The sequence below is a fragment of the Variovorax sp. GW821-FHT06D12 genome, assembly GCF_059419205.1.
The window spans coordinates 234,620-255,012 of sequence record NZ_JBWKRI010000010.1 but is presented as its reverse complement, the minus strand read 5'-3'; the positions used below and the strand labels follow the sequence as shown (position 1 = coordinate 255,012).

The 20,393-nt window shown below is 68.1% G+C and carries 19 protein-coding genes and 1 other RNA gene; 7 read left to right on the top strand and 13 right to left on the bottom strand.

Features of this window, described 5'->3' with window-relative positions; translation table 11 throughout:
- Positions 1 to 136: 136 nt before the first annotated feature.
- From ompA to ssrA, 4 genes are all read left to right on the top strand, one after another.
- The gene (gene ompA, locus AC07SQ_RS28005) at positions 137 to 787 is read left to right on the top strand and encodes an outer membrane protein OmpA (protein WP_070064005.1); all 651 of its coding nucleotides are present in this window, start codon (positions 137 to 139) and stop codon (positions 785 to 787) included.
- Positions 788 to 916: 129 nt separating this feature from the next.
- Positions 917 to 1,645, top strand: coding sequence for a bifunctional 2-polyprenyl-6-hydroxyphenol methylase/3-demethylubiquinol 3-O-methyltransferase UbiG (gene ubiG, locus AC07SQ_RS28000; protein ID WP_062468650.1), 729 nt, complete (start codon positions 917 to 919; stop codon positions 1,643 to 1,645).
- On the top strand, positions 1,642 to 2,319 hold the full coding sequence (locus AC07SQ_RS27995) for an HAD family hydrolase (protein WP_495273592.1): 678 nt from the start codon (positions 1,642 to 1,644) through the stop codon (positions 2,317 to 2,319). The genes ubiG and AC07SQ_RS27995 overlap by 4 nt, the downstream gene beginning before the upstream one ends.
- Positions 2,320 to 2,331: 12 nt before the next feature.
- Positions 2,332 to 2,716: a transfer-messenger RNA gene (ssrA, locus tag AC07SQ_RS27990) on the top strand.
- Between the two features lie 111 nt (positions 2,717 to 2,827).
- Here ssrA and AC07SQ_RS27985 read toward each other — a convergent pair.
- Positions 2,828 to 3,802 carry a Bug family tripartite tricarboxylate transporter substrate binding protein gene (locus AC07SQ_RS27985; protein WP_495273591.1) on the bottom strand — a complete coding sequence of 325 codons (975 nt, stop codon included), beginning with the start codon at positions 3,800 to 3,802 and terminating at the stop codon, positions 2,828 to 2,830.
- A gap of 58 nt (positions 3,803 to 3,860) precedes the next feature.
- Positions 3,861 to 5,180: an arylsulfatase gene (locus AC07SQ_RS27980; RefSeq protein ID WP_495273590.1), complete on the bottom strand. Its 1,320-nt coding sequence runs from the start codon at positions 5,178 to 5,180 to the stop codon at positions 3,861 to 3,863.
- Between the two features lie 82 nt (positions 5,181 to 5,262).
- Between AC07SQ_RS27980 and AC07SQ_RS27975 the strand changes: the two genes are divergently transcribed.
- Entirely contained in the window at positions 5,263 to 6,189 is a 927-nt protein-coding gene (locus AC07SQ_RS27975; RefSeq protein WP_495273589.1) for a LysR family transcriptional regulator, read from the top strand.
- A 22-nt stretch (positions 6,190 to 6,211) separates the two neighbouring features.
- Here AC07SQ_RS27975 and AC07SQ_RS27970 read toward each other — a convergent pair whose 3' ends face one another.
- The 7 genes from AC07SQ_RS27970 to AC07SQ_RS27940 form a co-directional block, all read right to left on the bottom strand.
- On the bottom strand, positions 6,212 to 7,582 hold the full coding sequence (locus AC07SQ_RS27970; protein ID WP_495273588.1) for an FAD-binding oxidoreductase: 1,371 nt from the start codon (positions 7,580 to 7,582) through the stop codon (positions 6,212 to 6,214).
- Between the two features lie 8 nt (positions 7,583 to 7,590).
- Positions 7,591 to 8,409, bottom strand: a complete 819-nt coding sequence (locus AC07SQ_RS27965; RefSeq protein WP_095744426.1) for an ABC transporter permease — start codon at positions 8,407 to 8,409, stop codon at positions 7,591 to 7,593.
- Positions 8,406 to 9,239, bottom strand: coding sequence for an ABC transporter ATP-binding protein (locus tag AC07SQ_RS27960; RefSeq protein WP_495273587.1), 834 nt, complete (start codon positions 9,237 to 9,239; stop codon positions 8,406 to 8,408). Before AC07SQ_RS27960 ends, AC07SQ_RS27965 begins: the two co-directional genes overlap by 4 nt.
- Positions 9,240 to 9,252: 13 nt before the next feature.
- Complete coding sequence (locus AC07SQ_RS27955; RefSeq protein WP_495273586.1) at positions 9,253 to 10,239, bottom strand: ABC transporter substrate-binding protein; 987 nt, start codon at positions 10,237 to 10,239, stop codon at positions 9,253 to 9,255.
- A 61-nt stretch (positions 10,240 to 10,300) separates the two neighbouring features.
- A complete protein-coding gene (locus AC07SQ_RS27950; protein ID WP_062468630.1) occupies positions 10,301 to 11,164 on the bottom strand; it encodes a creatininase family protein in 864 nt (287 codons plus the stop codon).
- 19 nt (positions 11,165 to 11,183) lie between these two features.
- On the bottom strand, positions 11,184 to 12,452 hold the full coding sequence (locus AC07SQ_RS27945) for an amidohydrolase family protein (protein ID WP_495273585.1): 1,269 nt from the start codon (positions 12,450 to 12,452) through the stop codon (positions 11,184 to 11,186).
- Positions 12,453 to 12,630: 178 nt separating this feature from the next.
- Positions 12,631 to 13,848: an MFS transporter gene (locus tag AC07SQ_RS27940; protein WP_495273584.1), complete on the bottom strand. Its 1,218-nt coding sequence runs from the start codon at positions 13,846 to 13,848 to the stop codon at positions 12,631 to 12,633.
- Between the two features lie 111 nt (positions 13,849 to 13,959).
- Between AC07SQ_RS27940 and AC07SQ_RS27935 the strand changes: the two genes are divergently transcribed.
- Positions 13,960 to 14,898, top strand: coding sequence for a LysR family transcriptional regulator (locus AC07SQ_RS27935; RefSeq protein ID WP_159277806.1), 939 nt, complete (start codon positions 13,960 to 13,962; stop codon positions 14,896 to 14,898).
- 18 nt (positions 14,899 to 14,916) lie between these two features.
- On the opposite strand, the gene AC07SQ_RS27930 is transcribed toward AC07SQ_RS27935, so the two are convergent.
- The 3 genes from AC07SQ_RS27930 to AC07SQ_RS27920 form a co-directional block, all read right to left on the bottom strand.
- Positions 14,917 to 15,549, bottom strand: a complete 633-nt coding sequence (locus tag AC07SQ_RS27930) for a TetR family transcriptional regulator C-terminal domain-containing protein (RefSeq protein WP_062470962.1) — start codon at positions 15,547 to 15,549, stop codon at positions 14,917 to 14,919.
- Positions 15,550 to 15,840: 291 nt separating this feature from the next.
- A complete protein-coding gene (locus tag AC07SQ_RS27925; RefSeq protein ID WP_495273583.1) occupies positions 15,841 to 16,689 on the bottom strand; it encodes a PhzF family phenazine biosynthesis protein in 849 nt (282 codons plus the stop codon).
- A gap of 31 nt (positions 16,690 to 16,720) precedes the next feature.
- Positions 16,721 to 17,350 carry a LysE family translocator gene (locus AC07SQ_RS27920; protein WP_495273582.1) on the bottom strand — a complete coding sequence of 210 codons (630 nt, stop codon included), beginning with the start codon at positions 17,348 to 17,350 and terminating at the stop codon, positions 16,721 to 16,723.
- Positions 17,351 to 17,473: 123 nt separating this feature from the next.
- Here AC07SQ_RS27920 and AC07SQ_RS27915 point away from each other — a divergent pair, with 123 nt between their 5' ends.
- Positions 17,474 to 18,820, top strand: coding sequence for an aminotransferase-like domain-containing protein (locus AC07SQ_RS27915; RefSeq protein ID WP_495273600.1), 1,347 nt, complete (start codon positions 17,474 to 17,476; stop codon positions 18,818 to 18,820).
- Between the two features lie 13 nt (positions 18,821 to 18,833).
- Here AC07SQ_RS27915 and AC07SQ_RS27910 read toward each other — a convergent pair whose 3' ends face one another.
- Positions 18,834 to 20,381, bottom strand: a complete 1,548-nt coding sequence (locus tag AC07SQ_RS27910) for an amidase (RefSeq protein ID WP_495273581.1) — start codon at positions 20,379 to 20,381, stop codon at positions 18,834 to 18,836.
- Between the last annotated feature and the right edge of the window lie 12 nt (positions 20,382 to 20,393).

Here is a 20,393-nt window from a genome sequence, read left to right as displayed (position 1 = left end):
CCTACGCTTCAGGGGCGTCCAGCGGCCTGTTTGCCAAAGACCCTATGGCACAATCGTCTCAACGTTTTGGGTGGTGGTCACTTAAAGCGTCCTTGATTCGCAGCGCGGCTGCGGCTTTTTCCCCAAGAGGAGAACCATGAAGAAACTGAATAAAGTGGCGATGATGTTTGCAGTCGCTGCGCTCGCCACTGCCGCCGGCGCGCAGACCCGTGTCACCGCTGCGAACGGCGGTCCTACGATCGACAACTGGCAAAACGGCACCGGCGAACTGGTCTGGAAGAACGGCACGAACGAACTGTGCTGGCGCGATGCCAACTGGACGCCCGCAACGGCTGCCGCCGGTTGCGACGGCGCCCTGGTTCCGGCTGCTCCGGCTGCTGTGCCCACCGCTCCTGGCGTGGCTCCCGTGGCTCCCCCGGCTCAAGTCGCTGCTTCGAAGGTCACCTTCGCTGCTGACGCCTTCTTCGACTTCGACAAGTCGGTGCTGAAGCCCGAAGGTCGCGCCAAGCTGACCGACCTGGTCGAGAAGATCCGTGGCGTGAACCTCGAAGTCATCATCGCTGTGGGTCACACCGACTCCATCGGTACCGACGCCTACAACCAGCGTCTGTCGGTGCGTCGCGCCGAAGCCGTCAAGGCCTTCCTGGTCTCGAAGGGCATCGAACGCAACCGCGTCTACACCGAAGGCAAGGGCGAGAAGCAACCTGTGGCTGACAACCGCACCAAGGAAGGCCGCGCCAAGAACCGTCGCGTGGAAATCGAAGTGGTTGGCACCCGCGCCAACTGATCGATCGATTCCATCGACGAATGAAAACCCCGCCTCGGCGGGGTTTTTTTATGCCTGCCGTATTTGCGGCCGTGCCCGATGCAAGCCCATTGCGTTCGAGCCGGGCTTTGCTCGCTTCATAATTGCCCCATGACAGAAAACGTGAATGCAGACCCGGCCGAACTGGCCAAGTTTTCGGAGCTCGCACACCGGTGGTGGGATTTGGAGAGCGAATTCCGCCCGCTGCACGAAATCAATCCATTGCGGCTGGAATGGATTGACGGTATTGCGCCTATTTCGGGCCAGCGCGTGGTCGATATCGGCTGCGGCGGCGGCATCCTGGCCGATTCGATGGCGCGCAAGGGCGCCGATGTGCTGGGCGTCGACCTCGCGACCAAGGCGCTCAAGGTCGCCCAACTGCACGCCCTCGAAGCCGGGACGCGCGGCGTCAAGTACCGCGAAATCAGTGCCGAGGCGCTGGCGGCCGAGCAGCCCGGCAGCTTCGATGTGGTCACCTGCATGGAAATGCTGGAGCACGTGCCTGATCCGGCGTCGGTGATCCAGGCCTGCGCCACGCTGGTGAAGCCGGGCGGCTGGGTGTTCTTCTCGACCATCAACCGCAACCTGAAGTCCTTCATGCTGGCGATCGTGGGCGCCGAGTACGTCCTGGGCATGCTGCCGCGCGGCACGCACGAGTACCCCAAGCTGATCCGTCCCAGCGAACTGGCCGGCTACTGCCGCGCTGCCCGCCTGGACCTGCGCCACACCCGGGGCATGGAATACAACCCGCTGACCCGCCGCTACTGGCTCAGCGCCGACACCAGCGTCAACTACCTCTTCGCGACCCAGAAGCCGGCGCTGCCGGAGGCGCAGGGATGATGAAGATCGGGAGCACGACCACACAGGCCATCCTGTTCGACCTCGACGGCACGCTGATCGACAGCGCGCCCGACCTGGGCGCGGCGGCCGACAAGATGCGCACCGACCGCGGCCTGGCGCCTTACCCGCTGGAGCGCTACCGCCCGATGGCCGGCGCCGGCGCACGCGGCATGCTCGGCATTGCCTTCGGCATCACGTCCGATGCGCCGGAGTTCGATGCGCTGCGCGAGGAGTTCTACGTCGGCTACGAACGCCGCATGCTGCTCAACACCCTGGTGTTCGACGGCGTCGCGCCGCTGATCGAGGCGATCTGCGAGCGCGGCCTGCGCTGGGGCGTGGTCACCAACAAGTCGGCCCGCTTCACCGAACCGCTGACCGCCGCGATGCCGCTCTTCGCGAGCGCCGGCGCGATCGTGAGCGGCGACACCACGCCGTTCGCCAAGCCGCACCCCGAGCCGTTGCACGAGGCGGCGCGCCGTCTCGGCGTGGTGCCCGAGGCCTGCATCTACGTGGGAGACGACGAGCGCGACATCATCGCGGGCCGCGCCGCGGGCATGGGAACCGTGGCGGCCACCTACGGCTACATGGGTTCGCAGGCCGATGCGGCGCTGTGGAAAGCCGATGCCTCAATCTCTTCGCCCCTGGAGCTCTTGAAGTTACTCAATAGCGCCTAAAATGAGTCGCTTGGGGCTGCACTGGTTTCGACGTGGGTTCGGAGTCGCAGCGGGGCATGTCGAGCTGAATGCGCTCGTAAAACAGATTCAAACAAACTAACTGCAAACGACGAACGTTTCGCACTCGCTGCTTAATTGCCAGTGAGCCTTGCAACAGTTGGCCGATGGGCTGGGCAAGGGGGTCTGGAGCAATCCTGACCTCCCGGCTGCAAGGATAATTACATGGGCTGGCTCCGATCCGGGTACCTTGGGTCGGGGCGAGAAAATAGGGTGCTGGCGTCCGGTTTAGCGTGTGACTGCGCGACTCCGGAAGCGAGACTTAAATCAGATCACTACACATGTAGAACTGCGCGATGAAGGCTTGCGGACGGGGGTTCAAATCCCCCCAGCTCCACCACACAACGACCTAGGGCGTTCACTGAAATTCAGTGAACGCCCTTTTTCATTGGCCAGACGGCTTTGTTTGGACGACCCCCGCGGTCTCATCGATGGGGTGCGCCCCACATCCCTAGTCGATCGCGATCTTGTTCTTCTTCACGAGGTCTGCCCAGCGCCGCATGTCGGTGTGGATGTAGTCGGCGGTCTGCTTCGCGCTGCTGGCTTCGGGAAACATCCCGATGTTCTCGAAGCCTTTCGTCACCTCCGGGTCCTTCAGGGCTTGTGCCACCGCTTCGTTGAGGCGATCGCTTCGCTCTGTCGGGAGGCCCGTGCGCGCAGCGAGGACGAACCACTGACTGGCTTCGAAGTTGGCGATGCCAGCTTCCCTGAGTGTCGGCACCTCGGGCAAGGAGGTGGAGCGCGTCGCCGTGGAGACCCCATATGCCTTGAGCTTGCCGGACTTGATGTGCGGCAGCACGGGCGTGATGCCCAGCACGGCCAGCGGGATCTGTCCACCGATCACGTCGGTCACAGCCTGGTTGCCGCCCTTGTAGGGCACATGCGTCATCGTCACACCCGTCAGTGCCTGGATGAGTTCTCCGGTCAGGTGCTGGCCGGTGCCGTTGCCGGAGGAGCCGTAGCTGTACTTGTCCGGGTGGGCGGATGCGTCTGCAAGCAGGGCCTTGAGGTCCTTGGGCGCATCGGGCCGTGCCGGTCCCACGAGGACGGTGGAGCCTTTGGCGAGCATGGCGATGGCGCTCATCTCCTTGCCGATCTGCGGCATCGGGATGCTCGTGAGCACCGGGCCGGGAACCGTCACCAGGGTATAGCCATCGGCCGGCTGGGTTGCCACATACCGCAGCGCGAGCGAGCCCGTGGCACCGGGCTTGTTGTCGACCACGATGGGCTGGCCGAGCGTCGCTTCCAGCTTGCGGGCGACAAGGCGCGTGACAACATCGACGCTGCCCCCGGGTGGGTAGCCGACGACCCAGGTGATCGCTCGCGAGGGGTACTTCTCTTGCGCGAGCGTCGCAGAAGACGCCAGCGCCGTGAGTGCGCAGAAGATCAGAAAGAGGCCTCGGCGGCCGCCTGGATGCTTGGACATGGGGTGAGCCTTCTGGGACGGTGGAGAGATGCGCGAGCGCGTCAGGGATTCCGCGGCCTCAGTCCGGCGCGCCCGGCGCCGTGTGAGGATGTGCTGTCGCACTCTGATGGAACGCGCGGACCATCCGCTGGATCGGCCCCAGGACCCATGTGTTGTAGACGAGCACATCCGACTCCTCCTTGGGGTCGCGCGTGATGTTGAAGAGATAGGGCGACTCGAGCTTGCCCTTGCCTTCGTTCACCTCGGGCTCCCAATAGAAATGCAGCTTCCAGTCGCGCCACTTCACCGCGCGCAACTCGTTCTTGATATGGAAGAGAAAGCCCTCGCGCAAGGACTTCTGCTCGCCGAGGAAAAAAGGCATCTGATCGATGCCATCGATCGGCCTGTCCTCGGGAATGCGGGCGCCACTCGCGCGTGCCAGCGTGGAGAAGAGGTCGGTGACGTGCACGATCTCGTTGCTCACCCGGCCCGCGGCGATCTTGCCTGGCCAGCGCACGATGCACGGCACGCGCAGGCTGCCTTCCATGGCCGTGTGATAGGTGCCGCGCCAGGGGCCGGCCGTGCCGCGGTAAGGGGCGCGGAACTCGGGGCCGTTGTCGCTCGCGAAGATGAAGAGGGTGTCTTCTGACATGCCGAGGCGCTCGATCTCGTCGATGACCTGGCCCACGCGGTGGTCCATCTCGACCATGGAATCGGCGAAATCGCCATGGCCGGTGCGACCCGCGAAATCGCGGTGAGGCAGGGTGGGGAAATGCAGGTGCGTGAGCGGCAGATAAAGGAAGAACGGCTTCTGTGCCGCGTGGTTGCGCTGGATGAATGCCAGGGCCCGGTTCGTCAGCGTCTCATCGATGCGTCGGCGCGAATCCAGGTTGTATTCCTCCACGTTCTCCGAAGGCGCACCGGCACGGCCCTGCATGATGTACGGGATGTCCGCCACGCTCGGGTCGTAGCCGACACTGGCCGTGAACTGGCTCTCGTCCGTGGTGCGCGGAATGCCGTACCACTCGTCGAATCCCCGGTCGCTCGGGAAGCGGCCTTGAACATCGCCCAGGTGCCATTTGCCGTAGTGCGCAGTCGCATAACCCTGTGCCGAGAGCAACTGCGCCAGCGTGATCTCGCGGCGTGCCAGGCCCTGAGGCAGGCCGGGCGGCACCGATTGCAGGCAGCCCGTACGAATCGGATGCCGCCCGCTCATCAGCGCGGAGCGTGTCGGCACGCAATCGCTCTCGACATTGAAGTTCTGCAGCAGAAGGCCTTGGCTGGCGAGCGCGTCGATGCGTGGCGTGGGCGCGCCCCGCAGCGCCCCGCCGCCGTAGCAGCCGAGCTCGCCCCAGCCGAGGTTGTCGGCCAGGATGAGAACGATGTTGGGTGGGTTCATGGAGGGACTCATTGCGACTGCAGTCTAGGAACGGCTAGGATTCGGGTGTTTCCGTTTAGGAAGTTTTCGTTAACTTTTATTCATGTCCTTCTCGGCACGTGACCTCGACTACTTCCTGGAAGTGGCGCGCCATGGGCAGCTGGCCCGTGCAGCAACCAGCCTGACGGTGACGGCCGCGGCGCTTTCCAAGGCGATCCGTCGGCTGGAGGACGAGATGGGGCTCGGTCTCTTCGAGCGCTCGGGCCACGGCATGACGCTCACGCCGTTCGGCGTTGCGTTCCGCGAACGTGCGCAACGCATGAAGTCAGAGCACGACGAGGCGCTTCGTCATGCGGGCGACGTTCGTGCAGGACGTGCCGGGCTCATCCGTGTGGGCGCGACGCTGGCGGTTCTGGATGCCGTGCTTTCACCGGCGCTTGCGGCGCTGCAGCCCCGTCGCCCGGGCATGCATGTGCGCCTGGAAGTGGCGTCCTCGGACGAGTTGATCGACTGGACGCGCCAGGGCCTGCTCGATGTCGCCGTGATTCCGACCTATGAATCCATGCCGCACGGCCTGGTGCATGAGGATCTCCTGACCGATGCGCTCGTCGCCGTGGCGCGCGTGGGGCATCCGGTCTTTGCGCGTCGCCGTCTCACGATGGGCGATCTGTCGAAATTTTCCTGGGTGCTGCCGTCCGTTCATTCGGCTGCACGCGCGAAGCTGGACGAGGTATTTCGCTGCGCGGGCGCGACGCCGCCGCAAGGCGCGATCGAGGTGCACTTCAATGCGTCGTGGTCGCTGCCGGTGCTTGCAGCGACCGATCTGATGGGCATCGTCCCGGTCTCCGTGCTCGCACTGCCCCAGGCGCGTGGCGTCAAGGTGATTCCTGTCGAGGCGCTGTCGATTCCGAGGCGCATCTCGCTTTTCTCACGTCCGAATACCTACCGCTCCCCACTCCTCGAGGAGTTCGTGCAGGCGCTCAAGGCACTGGCGCCGGCGCAGCGAAGCAGCGCGGCGCGCAAGGGATGAAGGACGCTCGCTGAGGCCGTTTTCAGTTCGCGGTCGTCGCCTTCACCGGCCAGTCGCGCAGCTTGCCCGGGTTCAGCAAGCCCATCGGGTCGAAGCGCTTCTTCACCTCGATGACTTCCGGCGGCAGCGGCCCGCCGGCCTTGCCGTCTTCCACGATGTTCACGTGCGGGTTGTTGATGTGCACCTGGTGCGCACGGTGGATGTCGATGATTTCGTTCAGCCGCTGCTCGGTGCTGAAGCGCACCAGCTGCAGCCCGCTGCAGGTCAGCAGCCCCGCCGCGTTGCGCAGGAACTCGACGTGCATCATGACCTCGCCGCCCAGCAGTTTCTCCATCTCGATGACCTGCTCGACATGCCGGCCGGGGATGAACCCGCTTTGCAGGTAGGTCAGCGTCGGGTCGATCTTCAGCGCGTGCAGCGTCGTGTGGTTCCAGGTGAACTCCATCAGCGTGCGGTTGCTCTTCTGCACCTCGGCCGCCGTCTTGCGGTAGCCCACGGTGCCGCCGTGGGCTTGCACCAGCAGCATCATGGCCGGCTCGCTCTGCTCGGCCACCAGCGACAGCACGGTGTGGCAGCCCTTCGGCAGGTGCGTCGCCAGCTGCGCGAGGTGGTCGGCGATGGGCGCCGCGAAGAAGGTGACGCCGCGCTTCACGATGCCCGGCGCATGCGCGAGCTTGTCCGCGAAGTTCAGTGCGTTCTCGAAGTCGTCGAAGGTCACCAGCGTCTCGAGCCACGGATGCACCGGCGCCAGCGCGATCTCCAGCTCCAGCACGAGGCCGTTGGTGCCCCACAGGTGGTGCATGCGCATCGCTTCGGCGCCGCGCAGTTCGATCACCTGCGGCTCGGCCTCGATGGTCATCGCGCGAATGCCCAGCACATTGCCGGGCGCGCCCAGCGGCCCGTAGTTGATCGAGCCCACGCCGCCGAAGCCGCCACCGAACAGGCCGCCCAGCGTCGCGCTGCGGTAGGTCGAGGGCACGCAGCGCATCTCCTGGCCGGTGGGCTTCGTCTGCTTCTCGAGTTCGCCCAGGCGGATGCCGGCCTGCGCGCGCGCCACGCCGGGCTGCACCCACAGGCAGGCGTTGTAGCCTGTCATGTCGAGCACCACGCCGCCGGCGAGCGGCGTGGTCTGGCCGTAGTTGCCGGTGCCGCTGCCGCGGATCGTGATGGGCACGCCGCGGCGTGCGCAGGCGCCGACCACCGCGCGGATGTCTTCTTCGGTGCGCGGGCGCACCACCACGTCGGCGCGCTTGTCCTTCAGCTGGCGCGTGAGCACCGGGCTGAACCAGGAGAAGTCCTGCGAGAGGCGCGTGACACGGCCTTCGTCGGTGATCCAGTCGAGGTCGGGGAGTTCGAGCAGCAGTTGTTCGATGGTGGAAGCGGGAGCATTCATGGTCGATTTCAATCCTGGGAAAGTTCGCTCGCGTGCCACGAGCCCAGCGCCACCTTGGTGAGCCAGGCCATCAGCACGAAGAGCGCGACACCGGTGAGGGAGATGAGCAGCAGGGCCGCGAACATGCGCGGAATGTTCAGCTGGAAGCCCGCCTGCAGGATCTGGTAGGCCAGCCCCGCGCCCGAGCCGCCGGTGCCGGCCACGAACTCCGCCACCACCGCGCCGATCAGCGCCAGGCCGCTGGAGATGCGCAGCCCGCCGAAGAAGTAGGGCAGCGCGCTCGGAATGCGCAGGCGCACCAGCTGCTGCCAGCGCGTGGCGCGGTTCAGCTTGAAGTAGCTCTGCAGGTCGGGGTCGATGCTGCGCAGGCCCAGCGTGGTGTTGCTGATGATCGGAAACAGCGCCACCAGCGCCGCGCACACCGTCATGGCCGCCACCGGGTTCTTCACCCAGATGATGATCAGCGGCGCCACGGCCACGATGGGCGTCACCTGCAGCAGCACCGCGTACGGAAAGAGCGCGGTCTCGATGCGCTTGCTCTGCACGAACAGGAACGAGATCAGCACGCCCGCCACCGTGGCCAGCGCGAAGGACAGCACCGTGATCTTCAGCGTGACCAGGAGCGCGCTGCCCAGCGGCGCCCAGTCGGTCACCAGCGTCTGCACCATCAGCCAGGGCGAGGGCACGAGGTAGGGCGGCAGTTCCATGGCCACCACCATCCATTGCCACAGCGCGACCAGCACCACGCCGATGAGCACCGGGTAGAGCACGCGTTGCACGCGCGGCTGGCTCAGCAGGGGCGCCGCGGGCTTTGTCGCTGTCTTCATGGCGCGGCCTCCTCTTCTTCTGTGGTGCTGGCGCGCAGCAGGCTGTCCTGCAACTGCTTCGCGTGGCGCGCGAACCCGGGCGTGACCATGAAGTCGGCCTGGCGCGGATAGGGCTCGTCGATCTGGAACTGCTCGACCACGCGACCTGGTCGCGCGGCCATCATCACCACGCGGCTCGAGAGGAACACCGCCTCGTGGATCGAGTGCGTCACGAAGATCACCGTGAGCTTCTTCTTGCGCCACAGCTCGAGCAGGTCGGCGTCGAGCTTGTGGCGCGTGATCTCGTCCAGCGCGCCGAAGGGTTCGTCCATCAGCAGCAGGTCAGGCTGCGTGACCAGCCCGCGCGCGATCGACACGCGCATCTGCATGCCGCCCGACAGCGCGCGCGGCAGCGCACCGGCGAACTTCTCCAGCCCCACGAGCGCGAGCGATTCCGTCACCCGCGCGTCGGCCTCCTTGCGCGGCACGCCGGCCAGATCCAGCGGCAGCCGGACATTGGTCTGCACGCTGGCCCACGGCATCAGCGTGGGCGACTGGAACACGAACGACATCTTGTGCGGGCAGTCGTGCAACTGCGCCACGGGCTTGCGCCACACCAGCAGGCGCCCATCGCTGGGCTCCAGCATGCCCGCCACCATCTTCAGCAGCGTGCTCTTGCCGCAGCCCGAGGGGCCCAGCAGCGTGACGAACTCGCCTTCGGCGATCGACAGGTCCACCGGCAGCAGCGCCTGCGTGCCGTTGGGGTAGGTCTTCTCGGCCGAGAGGATTTCGACGGCGGGCACGGCGGGCGCCACCGGCGGCGCGAGGGTGTGGGGTTCGATGCGGTTCATGGCGCGGCGAGGTTCAGGGCAAGACCTTGGCGTCCTTCACGAACTCGGTCGTGTAGGTTTTGGCCAAGTCGACCTTGGCCGGATCGAGCAGCTTGGAGGCCACGAGAAAGTCGTAGCTCGCCTTGGCGCGCGCGTCGGTCATCACGCCGATGCCCAGCTTGGCCGCGTCGCCGCCCGTGACCATGCCCATCTCTTTCAGCTTGGCCACGCTGTAGGCCAGCTGGTCGTCGGTCATGTTGGGGTTGTCTTTCTTGATCAGCGCGTTGGCCGGTGCCGGGTCGGCCAGGTAGCTCTTCCAGCCTTCGGCCGAGGCCTTCACGAAGGCCGCGACCTGCTTGCTGCGCTCCTTCACCGTCTTGTCCATGCACGACACGGTGACCGCGTAGGAGGGGTAGCCGTGGTCGCTGAACATCAGCACCGTGCTCTTCACGCCGGCCTTCTGGATGGCGTAGGGCTCGGAGGTCAGGTAGCCCTGCTGCGCGGTGTTCGGGTCGGCCACGAAGGGCTGGATGTTGAAGGTGTAGGGGCGCGTCTGTTCGTCCTTCAGGCCGAAGCGGGCCTTGAGCCACGGCCAGTAGCCGCGGTTGGCCTGCGCGCCGATCAGCAGCGTCTTGCCCTTGAGGTCTTCGAACTTCTTGACGTCGTCGTGCGCGATCAGCACCTGCGGGTCCTTCTGGAAGAAGGCCGCCACGTTGACCACGGGCACGCCGCCTTCGCGCACCTGCATCATCTGGATGTCGCTCGATCCCATGATGCAGTCGGCCTGGCCCGCGGCCATCATCTGCGTGATGTTGACCTGCGGGCCGCCCATGCGGATGGTCACGTCCAGGCCGTGCTGCTTGTAGATGCCCTGCGCCACCGCCTGGTAGAAGCCGCCGTGCTCGGCCTGCGCATACCAGTTGGTCATGTAGGTGAACTTGTCCTGGGCCTGTGCGGGTGCAACGGCCGTGAGGAGCGAGAGCGCGGCGGCGCCGGCCAGGGAAAGAGCGAAGGAACGCATGGTGGGGACCTCTCGAAGGCGGGATGAAAAAGAAGAACGAAGCCGTTGCAAGGAGCGCGCCTCAGGCCGGCACGAACGACTGCTGGATGAAGCCCTGCTGGTGGCCGCGCTCCCAGGTGGCTTCCTCGCGCACGACCCAGCGCAGCGCATGAAGCTCGGTCAGCGCCTGCGCCCAGCTGTCCGAGAGCGTGTCCAGGATTTCGAGGCCCTGTTCGCGCGTGGCGCTGGTCGGGTCGCCGATCACGCCGCTGGGGCCGAAGTCGCGCGCGGTCCAGGCGCAGGCCGGGCGGCCGTCGGCCGACAGCAGCTTGATCGGGAAGGGCGGCGGAAAGTTGGCCACCGCGCGTTCCATGTGCACGGTGTCGGGCGCCAGCGCGAGCATCAGCGCGGTTTCGGAATGGCCCGCGTGCATCGCGAGCTTCTTCTCCTGCTCGCTCACCTGCCGGCTTGCCGCGCTGGGCAGGCGCGACACGCCGTGCGGCACGATCACGAAGTCGCCATGGCGCAGGCGCAGTTCGCGCGCCGCCATCTCCAGCACCTGCGGCTGGCCGCCGTGCCCGTTGGCGAACAGCAGCTTGCGAAAGCCCGAGCGATACACCGATTCGCCGATCTCGATCACGGTCGACAGCAGCGTGGTGCCCGTGAGCGTCACCGTGCCGGGAAAGTGCAGGTGCTCTTCCGACTTGCCGTAGGTGATCGGCGGCAGGGCAAAGGCGCGCACCTCGGCCGGCAGCTTCTCCAGCGCCTTGCCCATCACGCCCGAGGCGATCACGCTGTCGACCGAGCACGGCAGGTGCGGGCCGTGCTGCTCGATCGCGCCGCACGGCAGCACGATGACGGTGTTCTCGCGGTCGGGCAGCGCGGCGATTTCGGTCCAGCTCAGGTAGGGCAGGAAGCGGTGGGGCGGGATGTAGCCGTGGAGCATGGGGGTCCTTGCTTGTTCTTTATTCAGGGAAGAAAGGCGATGCATCGCCGTGCGTCACGCGGCCGTCGCGCAGCACCACGCGGGTGGCACTGCGCGAGGGCCAGCCGTGGCGGTCGGCCTGCGTGAACAGCACCAGGTCGGCTTTCGCGCCGACCAGCGTGGGCGCCGTCGTGGCGGGCGCGCGTTCCAGCCAGTCGCTGCGGCACAGCGCCTGCGACCAGGTGTCGAAGGGCTCGTCGAGCTGCGCGACCAGCGCGGCCGTGCCCAGTGCCTCGACGGGGTCGAAGCTGCCGAGCCGGCAGAACGGGTCCTGCACGTTGTCGCTCGCGAACAGCAGCGGAATGCCGCGCGCATGCGCTTCCTTGACCAGCGTGATGCCGCGCTGGCGCGGCGTGCGCCCGGTGACGGCGTCCTGCAGCAGCAGGTTGGTGGCGGGCAGCGACACCACGGTGATCGGCGCGCGCGCCACGGCGTCCAGCGTGGCGAAGGCCTGCGCCTCGGGCTGGGCCGCCAGCGCGCAGAGGTGGCCGCAGACCACGCGGCCTTCGTAGCCGATCTCGCGCAGCAGGCGCGCGGTGGTCTGCAGGCCCACGGCCGAGGCGTCGAGTTCCTCGTCCACGTGCAGGTCAATGTCGAGCTCGCAGGCCTGCGCCGCCAGCAGCAGGTTGCGCAGCGCGTTCTCGCTCCAGTTGGTGGAGTGCACGAAGCCGCCGAGCAATGCGTGCGGTCCGGTGGCCTTCACCTGCCGGGCCAGGCGCAGCGCCTGCGACGCGTCTTCGAACAGGGGCAGCTTGATGAGGGCGACCTGCTCCAGCCGCACCCGGCCGGCCCATTCCTGCGCCAGCTCGGCCATGACGGGCCAGGCCGTGGGCAGCGCGTCGGGCTCCCACCAGTCGACGTGCGTGCGCACATGGGCGGTGCCGCATGCCCAGGCCCATTGCAGGCCGCGCGATGCACGTTCGCGCACGTCGGCGGGCGTCCAGTGCACGCGGTCGGTCAGCATCGCGTCGATTGCGCCGAGCAGGCCGGGCTGCACCTTTTGCATGCGCGCCAGCGTGAACGCCTTGTCCAGGTGCGTGTGCGCGTCGACGAAGGCGGGGAGGGCGAGCGTGCCGGCGAGGTCCCAGCCGGCGCCCGGCGTGATGTCCCTCGCGGGCTGCACCGAGCGGACGCGGCCGGCTTCGATGCCGATGCGTGCGAGTTCGGGTACCCCGCGGCGCTGCGGCCAGTCGGCGGGCAGCAGCCAGCGCGGCAGCCGTGCGTTGTCCAGCAGCGTGGGCGCGTTCATGCGAAACGCGCTCCCGCCGGGCCTGCGGGGGCGCTGGTTTCCATCGACAGACAGCAGGCAACGCGGACGTGCATGAATTTGACCAATCAATCAGAGCAACTGGTCAGGTTATGCAAGCGACGTGCCAGTCCGGGTGCACCGGACTGGGGAGGCGGGCGTCAGCCCGCGGCTGATGCGACTACGTTGCCTGGCGCGGCCAGAGCCGCACCGCCAGCGCGGCGGTGGCCGTGGCGGTCGCCAGCGCCGTCACGCCGGCCCAGCCCCACGCGGCGAGCACCAGCGCGCCCAGCGCCGAGCCGGTCGCCATGCCGATGAACATGCTGGTGAACAGCACGGCGTTGAGCCGGCTGCGCGCACCGGGCTCGATGCCGTAGACGATCGTCTGGTGGGCGATCAGCGCCGCCTGCATGCCCAGGTCGAAGCCGACCGCGGCCAGCGCCAGCAGCCACAGCTGCGCATGCGGCGCCATCAGCGGTGCCAGCCCCATGGCCGCGAACGACACCAGCGCCAGCCCCGCGCCCAGGCGCGTCACCAGTTCCGGTCCCCGCCGGTCGGCCAGCCGTCCGGCCAGCGGCGCCGCCAGCGCGCCCGCCGCGCCGGCCAGGCCGAAGGCGCCTGCCGCCGCGCTGCCCAGGTGGAAGGGCTCGCCGTGCAGCATCACGGCCAGCGTCGACCAGAAGGCGCTGAACCCCACGGCCAGCAGCGCCTGGGCCAGCGCCGCGCGGCGCAGCGTGCCGTGGCGCGACCACAGCGTGCCCAGCGAGCCGAGCAGGGCGCCGTAGGCCAAGTGCGTGGTCGGCCGAAAGCGCGGCAGCCCGCGCCAGGCCGCGACGCCGATGAGCGCGATGCTGGCCGCGGCCGCGATGAACATGGCGCGCCAGCCGAAGTGCTCGGCCACGAAGCCGCTTACCACGCGCGACAGCAGGATGCCCAGCAGCAGCCCCGTCATCACCGTGCCGACCGTCTTGCCACGCGTGGCGTCGGGCGCCAGCGTGGCGGCGGCGGGCACGAGGTCCTGCGCCATCGTGGCTGCCAGCCCGATCGCGAGGCTGGCCGCCAGCAGCACGCCGATCGACGGTGCCGCGCCGGCCACCAGCAGTGCGGCGCACAGCGCCCCTGCCTTGATCAGCACGATGCGGCGCCGGTCGAAGCGGTCGCCCAGCGGCGCCAGCAGCAGGATGCCCAGCGCATAGCCCAGTTGCGTGAGCGTGGGAATGAAGCCCACCGCACGGGTGGAGGCGCCGATGTCGGCGCCCAGCACCCCGAGCATCGGCTGGGCGTAGTAGAGCGAGGCCACCGACAGGCCCGCGCCGGCGGCCAGCAGCAGGATCAGCGAGGCCGGCAGGCCGTGCCCCGGCGCGGTGGCCGGTGCATGCGTAGTTTGAATGGAAGACATGGTGTTAACCCTCGATTATCGAAGCAAGGGTTGGAATGTGCCCGTTGGGGGCTTGGCTTGGTAGTCCCGTGGATCGCACAATGCCCATACGCAAAACGCATAAATGAGGCCATGTCCACGTCCCCTGCTGTCGACCGCATCGAGCTGATGCAGACCTTTCTTCACATCGTCGAGGCCGGCAGCCTGTCGGCCGCCGCGCTCCGGATGGGCGCGACCCAGCCCACCGTGAGCCGTCGCCTGCAGGCGCTGGAGCGCTCGCTGGGCGTGCGGCTGCTGCGTCGCTCCACGCACGCCATGAAGCTCACGGAGGATGGCGAGCGCTGCTACGAGCGGGCCCGGGAGCTGATCGCCGACTGGCACGCCTTCGAGGCCGACCTGCGCGGCGTGGGCGACGAGCCCGAGGGCACGCTGCGGGTGGTGGCGCCGCATGCGCTGGGCCAGCTGTTGCTGGTCGGTCCGCTGGCCGAGTACCTGCGCGCCTATCCGCGCGTGTCCGTCGAATGGCTGCTGAACGACCGCCGGCCCGACTTCATCGCCGAAGGCGTCGACTGCGCGATCCAGGTCGGCGAGATGACCGACGCGATGGCCGTGGCGGTCAAGGTCTCGGAGGTTCCGCGCGTGGTGGTCGCCGCGCCCTCGCTGCTGGAGGGGCGCTCACCGCCCGCGCACGCAGCAGAGCTGGCCGAGCTGCCGTGGCTCGCGCTGCGCACCTTCTATCGCAACGAGGTGCTGCTCACGCACCGGCCGACCGGCGAGATCGCGCGCGTGCCGATCCGTCCGCGCATGAGCACCGACAGCCTCTATGCGCTGCAAAGCGCGGCGCGCATGGGCCTGGGCGCCTGCCTGGGTTCGGCCTGGCTGCTGAACGAGGACATCGCCGCCGGACGGCTGGTGCAGCTCGTGCCGCAATGGCATGTGGCGCCGCTGCCGGTCTACCTGACCTACCCGCACGCGCGCTTCCAGCCGGCGCGCCTGCGCCGCTTCATCGAGATGATGCGGCTTGCGCTGGCCGACCCGACGGGCCAGGTCTGGGAGGCGCGCGTGGGCTGAGCGAGGGCGGTGCGGAACTCAGGCCTTGATGCCGCAGCCGCCCAGGACGAACGCCACCAGCTCCCGCGCGATCGGTTCGCGGTCGATCGGCGCCTCGGGCGGCAGGCCGAGCATCACGCGCGTCTGGATCGCGTAGTCGGCGTAGCTCTGGGTCATGGCCCAGATGTGCATCAGCAGCAGGCGCGCATCGAGCGGGCGCATCTGCCCGCGCGCGATCCAGCCGTTGATGATGTCGACCTTCTTCTGCGTCCACGCCTGCGCGTTGGGCCAGTAGCGGTCGAGGTTGCGTCCCCCGTCGAGCACCTCGCGCGTGAAGATGCGCGAGATCTCCGGGTTGTCGAACGCGTGGTCGAGCTTCTTGCGGATGTAGTCGCCCAGCACCGTGGCCGGGTCGCTGGCGTCCTCGAACGAGAACACCACCTTCCAGGCATGCAGCACCTGCATCAGCAGCTCTTCGTAGAGCTCTTCCTTGCCGGCGATGTAGTAGTGCAGCTGGGGCTTGGTGAGGCCGGCGCGCGCGGCGATGGCCTGGGTGGAGGTGCCCTTCAGGCCGTGCAGGCTGAACTCGGTCACCGCCGCCGTGCGGATGGCCGCCATGATGCGTTCGCGCCCCGGCCTCGCGCGCGACAGCGGGCCGTCGGGGGCGGGCATTTCTTGGGCGATGGCGGGAGGCACAGGGGCGGTGGCGACGGTCATGGGCGTGGGAGGCGCGGCGTGCGCCCGGCCGATGGTAATCCTTGGCCCGTGGCCCTTTCTTGCGATGAGTGCGCCTGCGCCTTTCTCGCTGGGCGATGAAAGGTGACAGCGGTCGGCATCGAGGCGTTTCCCTGAGCTATTTTTTTCTTCCCCTTGCCTCTACCAGCGCCGAACCGCTGTCGAAACGTAGTGTGCGCAACGCAGGTGAAGTCAGAGTGAAGTCTGTGCAGGCCTTGCGTGAACGGATCAGAGGCCGTCCAGTTCGCCCTTGACGTGCGTGCGCGTGTCGCCGCCGACCCAGACCTGGCCGGCGTCGTCGCGGGTCAGGTGGATGCGGCCCTGCCGGCCCAGGCGTGTGCCCTGCGCGGCGACATAGTCGTCGCGTGCCACGCCCGTGGCGAAGAGCCACTGCGCGAGCGAGGCATTGAGGCTTCCCGTGACGGGGTCTTCGACGATGGCGCCCAGATGGTCGGTGAAGAAGGCGCGCACTTCGAAGGCTGCATCGCCGCCCTCGGCATGAGGGCCGACCACGCCGACGTCGATGCGGGTGGGCCAGCGTCGGGCCGGCTCCAGAGACAGCACCTTCTCGGCCGAGGCCAGCCGAATCCCCAACCATCCGGGACCGTTGTCGATCCAGGCCGCGTCCTGGATGTCGTCCGCTTCGATGCCCAGCAGCCGCCGTGCGTCGTCGAGTTCGGCCGGGGTCGGTGCGCCCGAGCGGATCAGCGGCGGCGCGGCGAACGCAAGCCGTCCCTGGTCGCGCCGGATCTGGACCAGCCCTGCGCCGCACTCCTGCGTGATCACCGTGGCTTGCTGCCTGGGCGCGCCTTGGCCCGACAGCCAGGCGTGGCAGCTGCCGAGCGTGGGGTGCCCTGCAAAAGGCATCTCCCGGTCGAGGGTGAAGATCCTCACGCGGTAGTCCGCTTCTGGATGCGTGGGTGCGAAGACAAACGCGGTTTCCGAGAGGTTGAACCAGCGCGTCAGCTGCTGCATGTCGTGCGTGGCGAGGGCATCGGCGCCGGTGACGACCGCCAGCGGATTGCCCGAGAGCGGGCCGGCGCCGAAGACGTCGACCATGTGGACGGTGATGCTCATGAGCGTGGTCTTTCGCTTGGATTCATCGAGTTCAGTTCTGTGAGGCCAGCAGCTTGAGCCCTGCGGCCGCGAACACCGCCGAGAGCACGCCTTCGATCCAGCGTCGCAGCCGCGCATACAGCGCAATCATCGACGCGGTGGAAAAGACGATGGCGTAGCCGCCGAACACCATGATGCCGAGGCACACGCAACCGCCCACGATCGCCGGCAACCCGCCGGCGGGCGTGTCCTGGCGCACACCGAGCGAGATGATCGCGATCCACGACATGATCGCCTTCGGGTTGCCGATGTGCATGAGCACGCCCTGGCGGTAGAGGGTGCGGTAGCGCAATGCGCCGCGTTCCGCGCTGTTTTTCACCGCGTCGGTGCCAGGTCGCATGGCGGACCGGCCCGCGCGAAAAGCCAGGTACAGCAGGTAGAGGCCGCCGGCGATCTTGAGCACGACGAGTGCCTGCGCATACGCGGTCAGGACCGCGGAAACGCCGGTCGCCGCCAGGATCGCCCAGAAGAGCGAGCCCGTGACCACGCCGGCCGCAAGCGCGAGCGCAGGGCGGCGGCCGTCACGCATCGCGGTGCCCATGATGGCCATGTTGCTCGGCCCCGGACTGGCGGTGGCGATGAGGTACGTCCCGTAGACGAGTGCGATCTGGCTGACGGCCATGCGGGTGCTCCAAAACCAAGGGTGTCTTCGGCGGCCTGCCTTTCGGCGGCCGAGGAGTGAAAGTTACACTATTGGAATATTCGAAAAGTGTCACGTGACACTTTTATTTGCGAGGCCGCGCACGTGCTCCTTCGATCCTCCTGGACGCCCCGTCTGGCAAGCAACGGCACGAATGCCACCGAGCGGGTGGTGCTGGCCCTGGCCAACGACATCGTCGAGGGGCGGCTCGCGGGCGGCGATCGCCTGCCTGCCCATCGGGACCTGGCGAAGACGTTGCAGATCGGCCTGGGCACCGTGACGAAGGCCTATGCCATGCTGGAGCGCAGGGGCCTGACGCGCAGCGTCAAGGGCCGGGGAACCTTCGTGGCGATCCATCAAGCGCACGGCGACCGGCAGATCGATCTGTCGTCGAATGCGCCGCCGGCCGCGCTCGGTGCGCGCGTGCTGGCGCGCACGTTGACGGGCATCGCGCGCAAGATCGACGCGGATCACTTCAACCTGTATGCGCCACCCGGCGGGCACCTGGAACATCGCCGCGTTCTCGCTCGCTGGCTCGAAACGATCGGCCTGGCCGTCGATCCGTCGCAGCTGGTGCTGACCAGCAGCGCACGCCAGGCGCTGTCGCTGGCCTTCGAGCTGGTGTGCGGACGGCAAGGATTGCTGCTCACCGAACGGATCACCTATCCCGGCGCCCTCGCGCTGGCCCGGCGCAAGGGGTGTCGCATCCAGGGCGTCGAGATGGATGCGGAAGGGATGGTGCCGCAGGCGCTCGCACAGGCGCTCGACGGCGCGGCGCCCGCCGGTGACACGGCGGTCTACCTCACCCCGACGCTGCACAACCCGACGACAGCCACGATGAGCGCGAAGCGACGGCGCGCCATCGTGGCGGTGTGCCGCCGCGCGGGCGCCTGGATCATCGAAGACGGCGTGTACGCAGCGGCCTCCGACGGCTTGCCCCAGCTGGCCACATTGGCGCCCGACATCGCGTTGCATGTGAACGGGCTCTCCAAGTCGCTCGGCCCGGGATTGCAGGTCGGCGTGCTGGCACTGCCGCCCGAACTGTGCGGTCCGGCGCAGGAGCTTCTGCAGGATGTGCCCATGGCGCCGTCGGCGTTCTCCTGCGCGGTGGTCGATGAATGGCTGGCCACCGGTGTGGTCGCCTCGGTCCAGCGCGATCTGCGCCACGAGGCCCGGCGGCGTTCCAGGCTGGCCGTCTCGCTGCTCGGTGCCAGCGAACTGGTCTGGCATCCCGATGCCTACAACGTCTGGCTGCCGATGCGACGCGATGCCGCCGAGGGTGTCGTGGCCGCGGCGGCGCAAGCCGGCGTGAAGCTCACCCCGCCGCAGACCCTGATGGCGAACCCGAAGGACAAGGCGAGTGGCCTGCGGATCTGCCTGGGCGGCCCCGGCTTCGACGAGCTGACCGGGGCCCTGGCACTTCTGGCCACCTTGCTGAAGCCAGGCGCCTGACGCGGCGCGGACCTCAGACCACCGGTGCCGGGGCGCCGTCGCTGGGCACGCTGGCGTGCCGGTCGTCGGGCGGCGCGGTCACGATCGAGTCGAGGGCCGGCTCGGCCTTGCGAAGGCGTGCGAGATCGGGCCGCGGCCGGCGCAGCCGCGGGTCGGGCGCGAAGGCCTGTTCCATCGCCTGCGCGGCCGACAGCAGCGCGAGGTCGCCGCGAAAGCGACCCACCACCTGCAGGCCGAAGGGCATGCCGCGCTCGTCGGTGCCGCACGGCAGGCTGATCGCAGGGTGGGTGGTCAGCGTCACCACGTAGGTCAGTGCGAGCCAGCGGTAGTAGTTCTCCTGCTGGCGGCCGTCGATCTGCAGCGCATGCGACTGCGTCCAGGGAAAGGGCGACACCGGCGTCGTGGGCGAGAGCACCAGGTCGTAGTTCTCGAACACCTTCTGGAAGCGCTGGAGGATGCGCGTCTGTTCCGTCTGCGCCCAGGCCGCGTCCGGCAGGCTCATGCGCGCGCCCATCTCGTAGTTGCTGCGCGGGTTCGGGCCCAGGCTCTCGGGTGCGCGTTCGTAGGCTTCGCGCATGCCGGCGACGAAGGCCTCCGCGCGCAGCACGTCGAAGCAGCGGTGCACCTCGCCCAGGTCGAAGCGCACCTCGTCGCAGGCCGCAAAGAGCCCGCGCATGGCGGCCATGCGATCGTGCATCGTCCGGCGGATCGACGGGTCGACATCGCACAGGCCGAAGTCGGTGGTCCAGGCCACGCGCAGGCGCGACAGGTCCAGCGGCGCCGGCCGCGCAAAGGCCGTCGCCTCCAGCGGATAGCTCAAGGGATCGCCCGGATGCGGGCCCGCAGTGGCCGCGAGCTGGAGGCAGGCGTCGGCCACATCGCGGCCCATCGGACCGACCACCGAGATCGGCGACCAGCCCAGGCTCTTGCGCACGCTGGGCACGATGCCCGGCGACGGCCGCAGGCCCACCACGCCGCACTTGGCGGCCGGGATGCGCAGCGACCCGCCGGTGTCGGAGCCGGTGCACACCGGCAGCATGTCCAGCGCCAGCGCCGCGGCCGAACCGCCCGAAGAGCCACCGGCATTGAGGTTGGGGTCGAAGGGATTGCCCGTGGCCCCCCAGACCGGATTGCGGCTGTTGGCGCCGGCGCCCATCTCGGGCACGTTGGTCTTGCCCACCACGATCGCGCCGGCGGCACGCAAGCGGCGCACCAGCTCGATGTCGTTCGACGGCACATGGTTGCGCAAGGCGGGCGTACCCATGGTGGACAGCAGGCCCGCCGTCGGCTCGAGGTCCTTCACGCCCAGCGGCAGGCCGTGCAGCAGGCCCAGGGGCTCGCCGCTCTTCACGGCCCGCTCCGCGGCGCGGGCTTCGGCGCGGGCGCGCTCGTAGCAGGTGGCGGTCACGGCGTTGACGAAGGGGTTGAGCTGCTCGATGCGCGCGATGCAGGCCTCGAGCAGCTCGACCGGCGAGAGGGCGCGTGTGCCGATCAGCCGTCGCAGCTCCACTGCGGAGAGTTCGACGAGATCGGAGGAGGAAGAAGAGAAAGTTTGGGTCATGGCTTTCGGAAT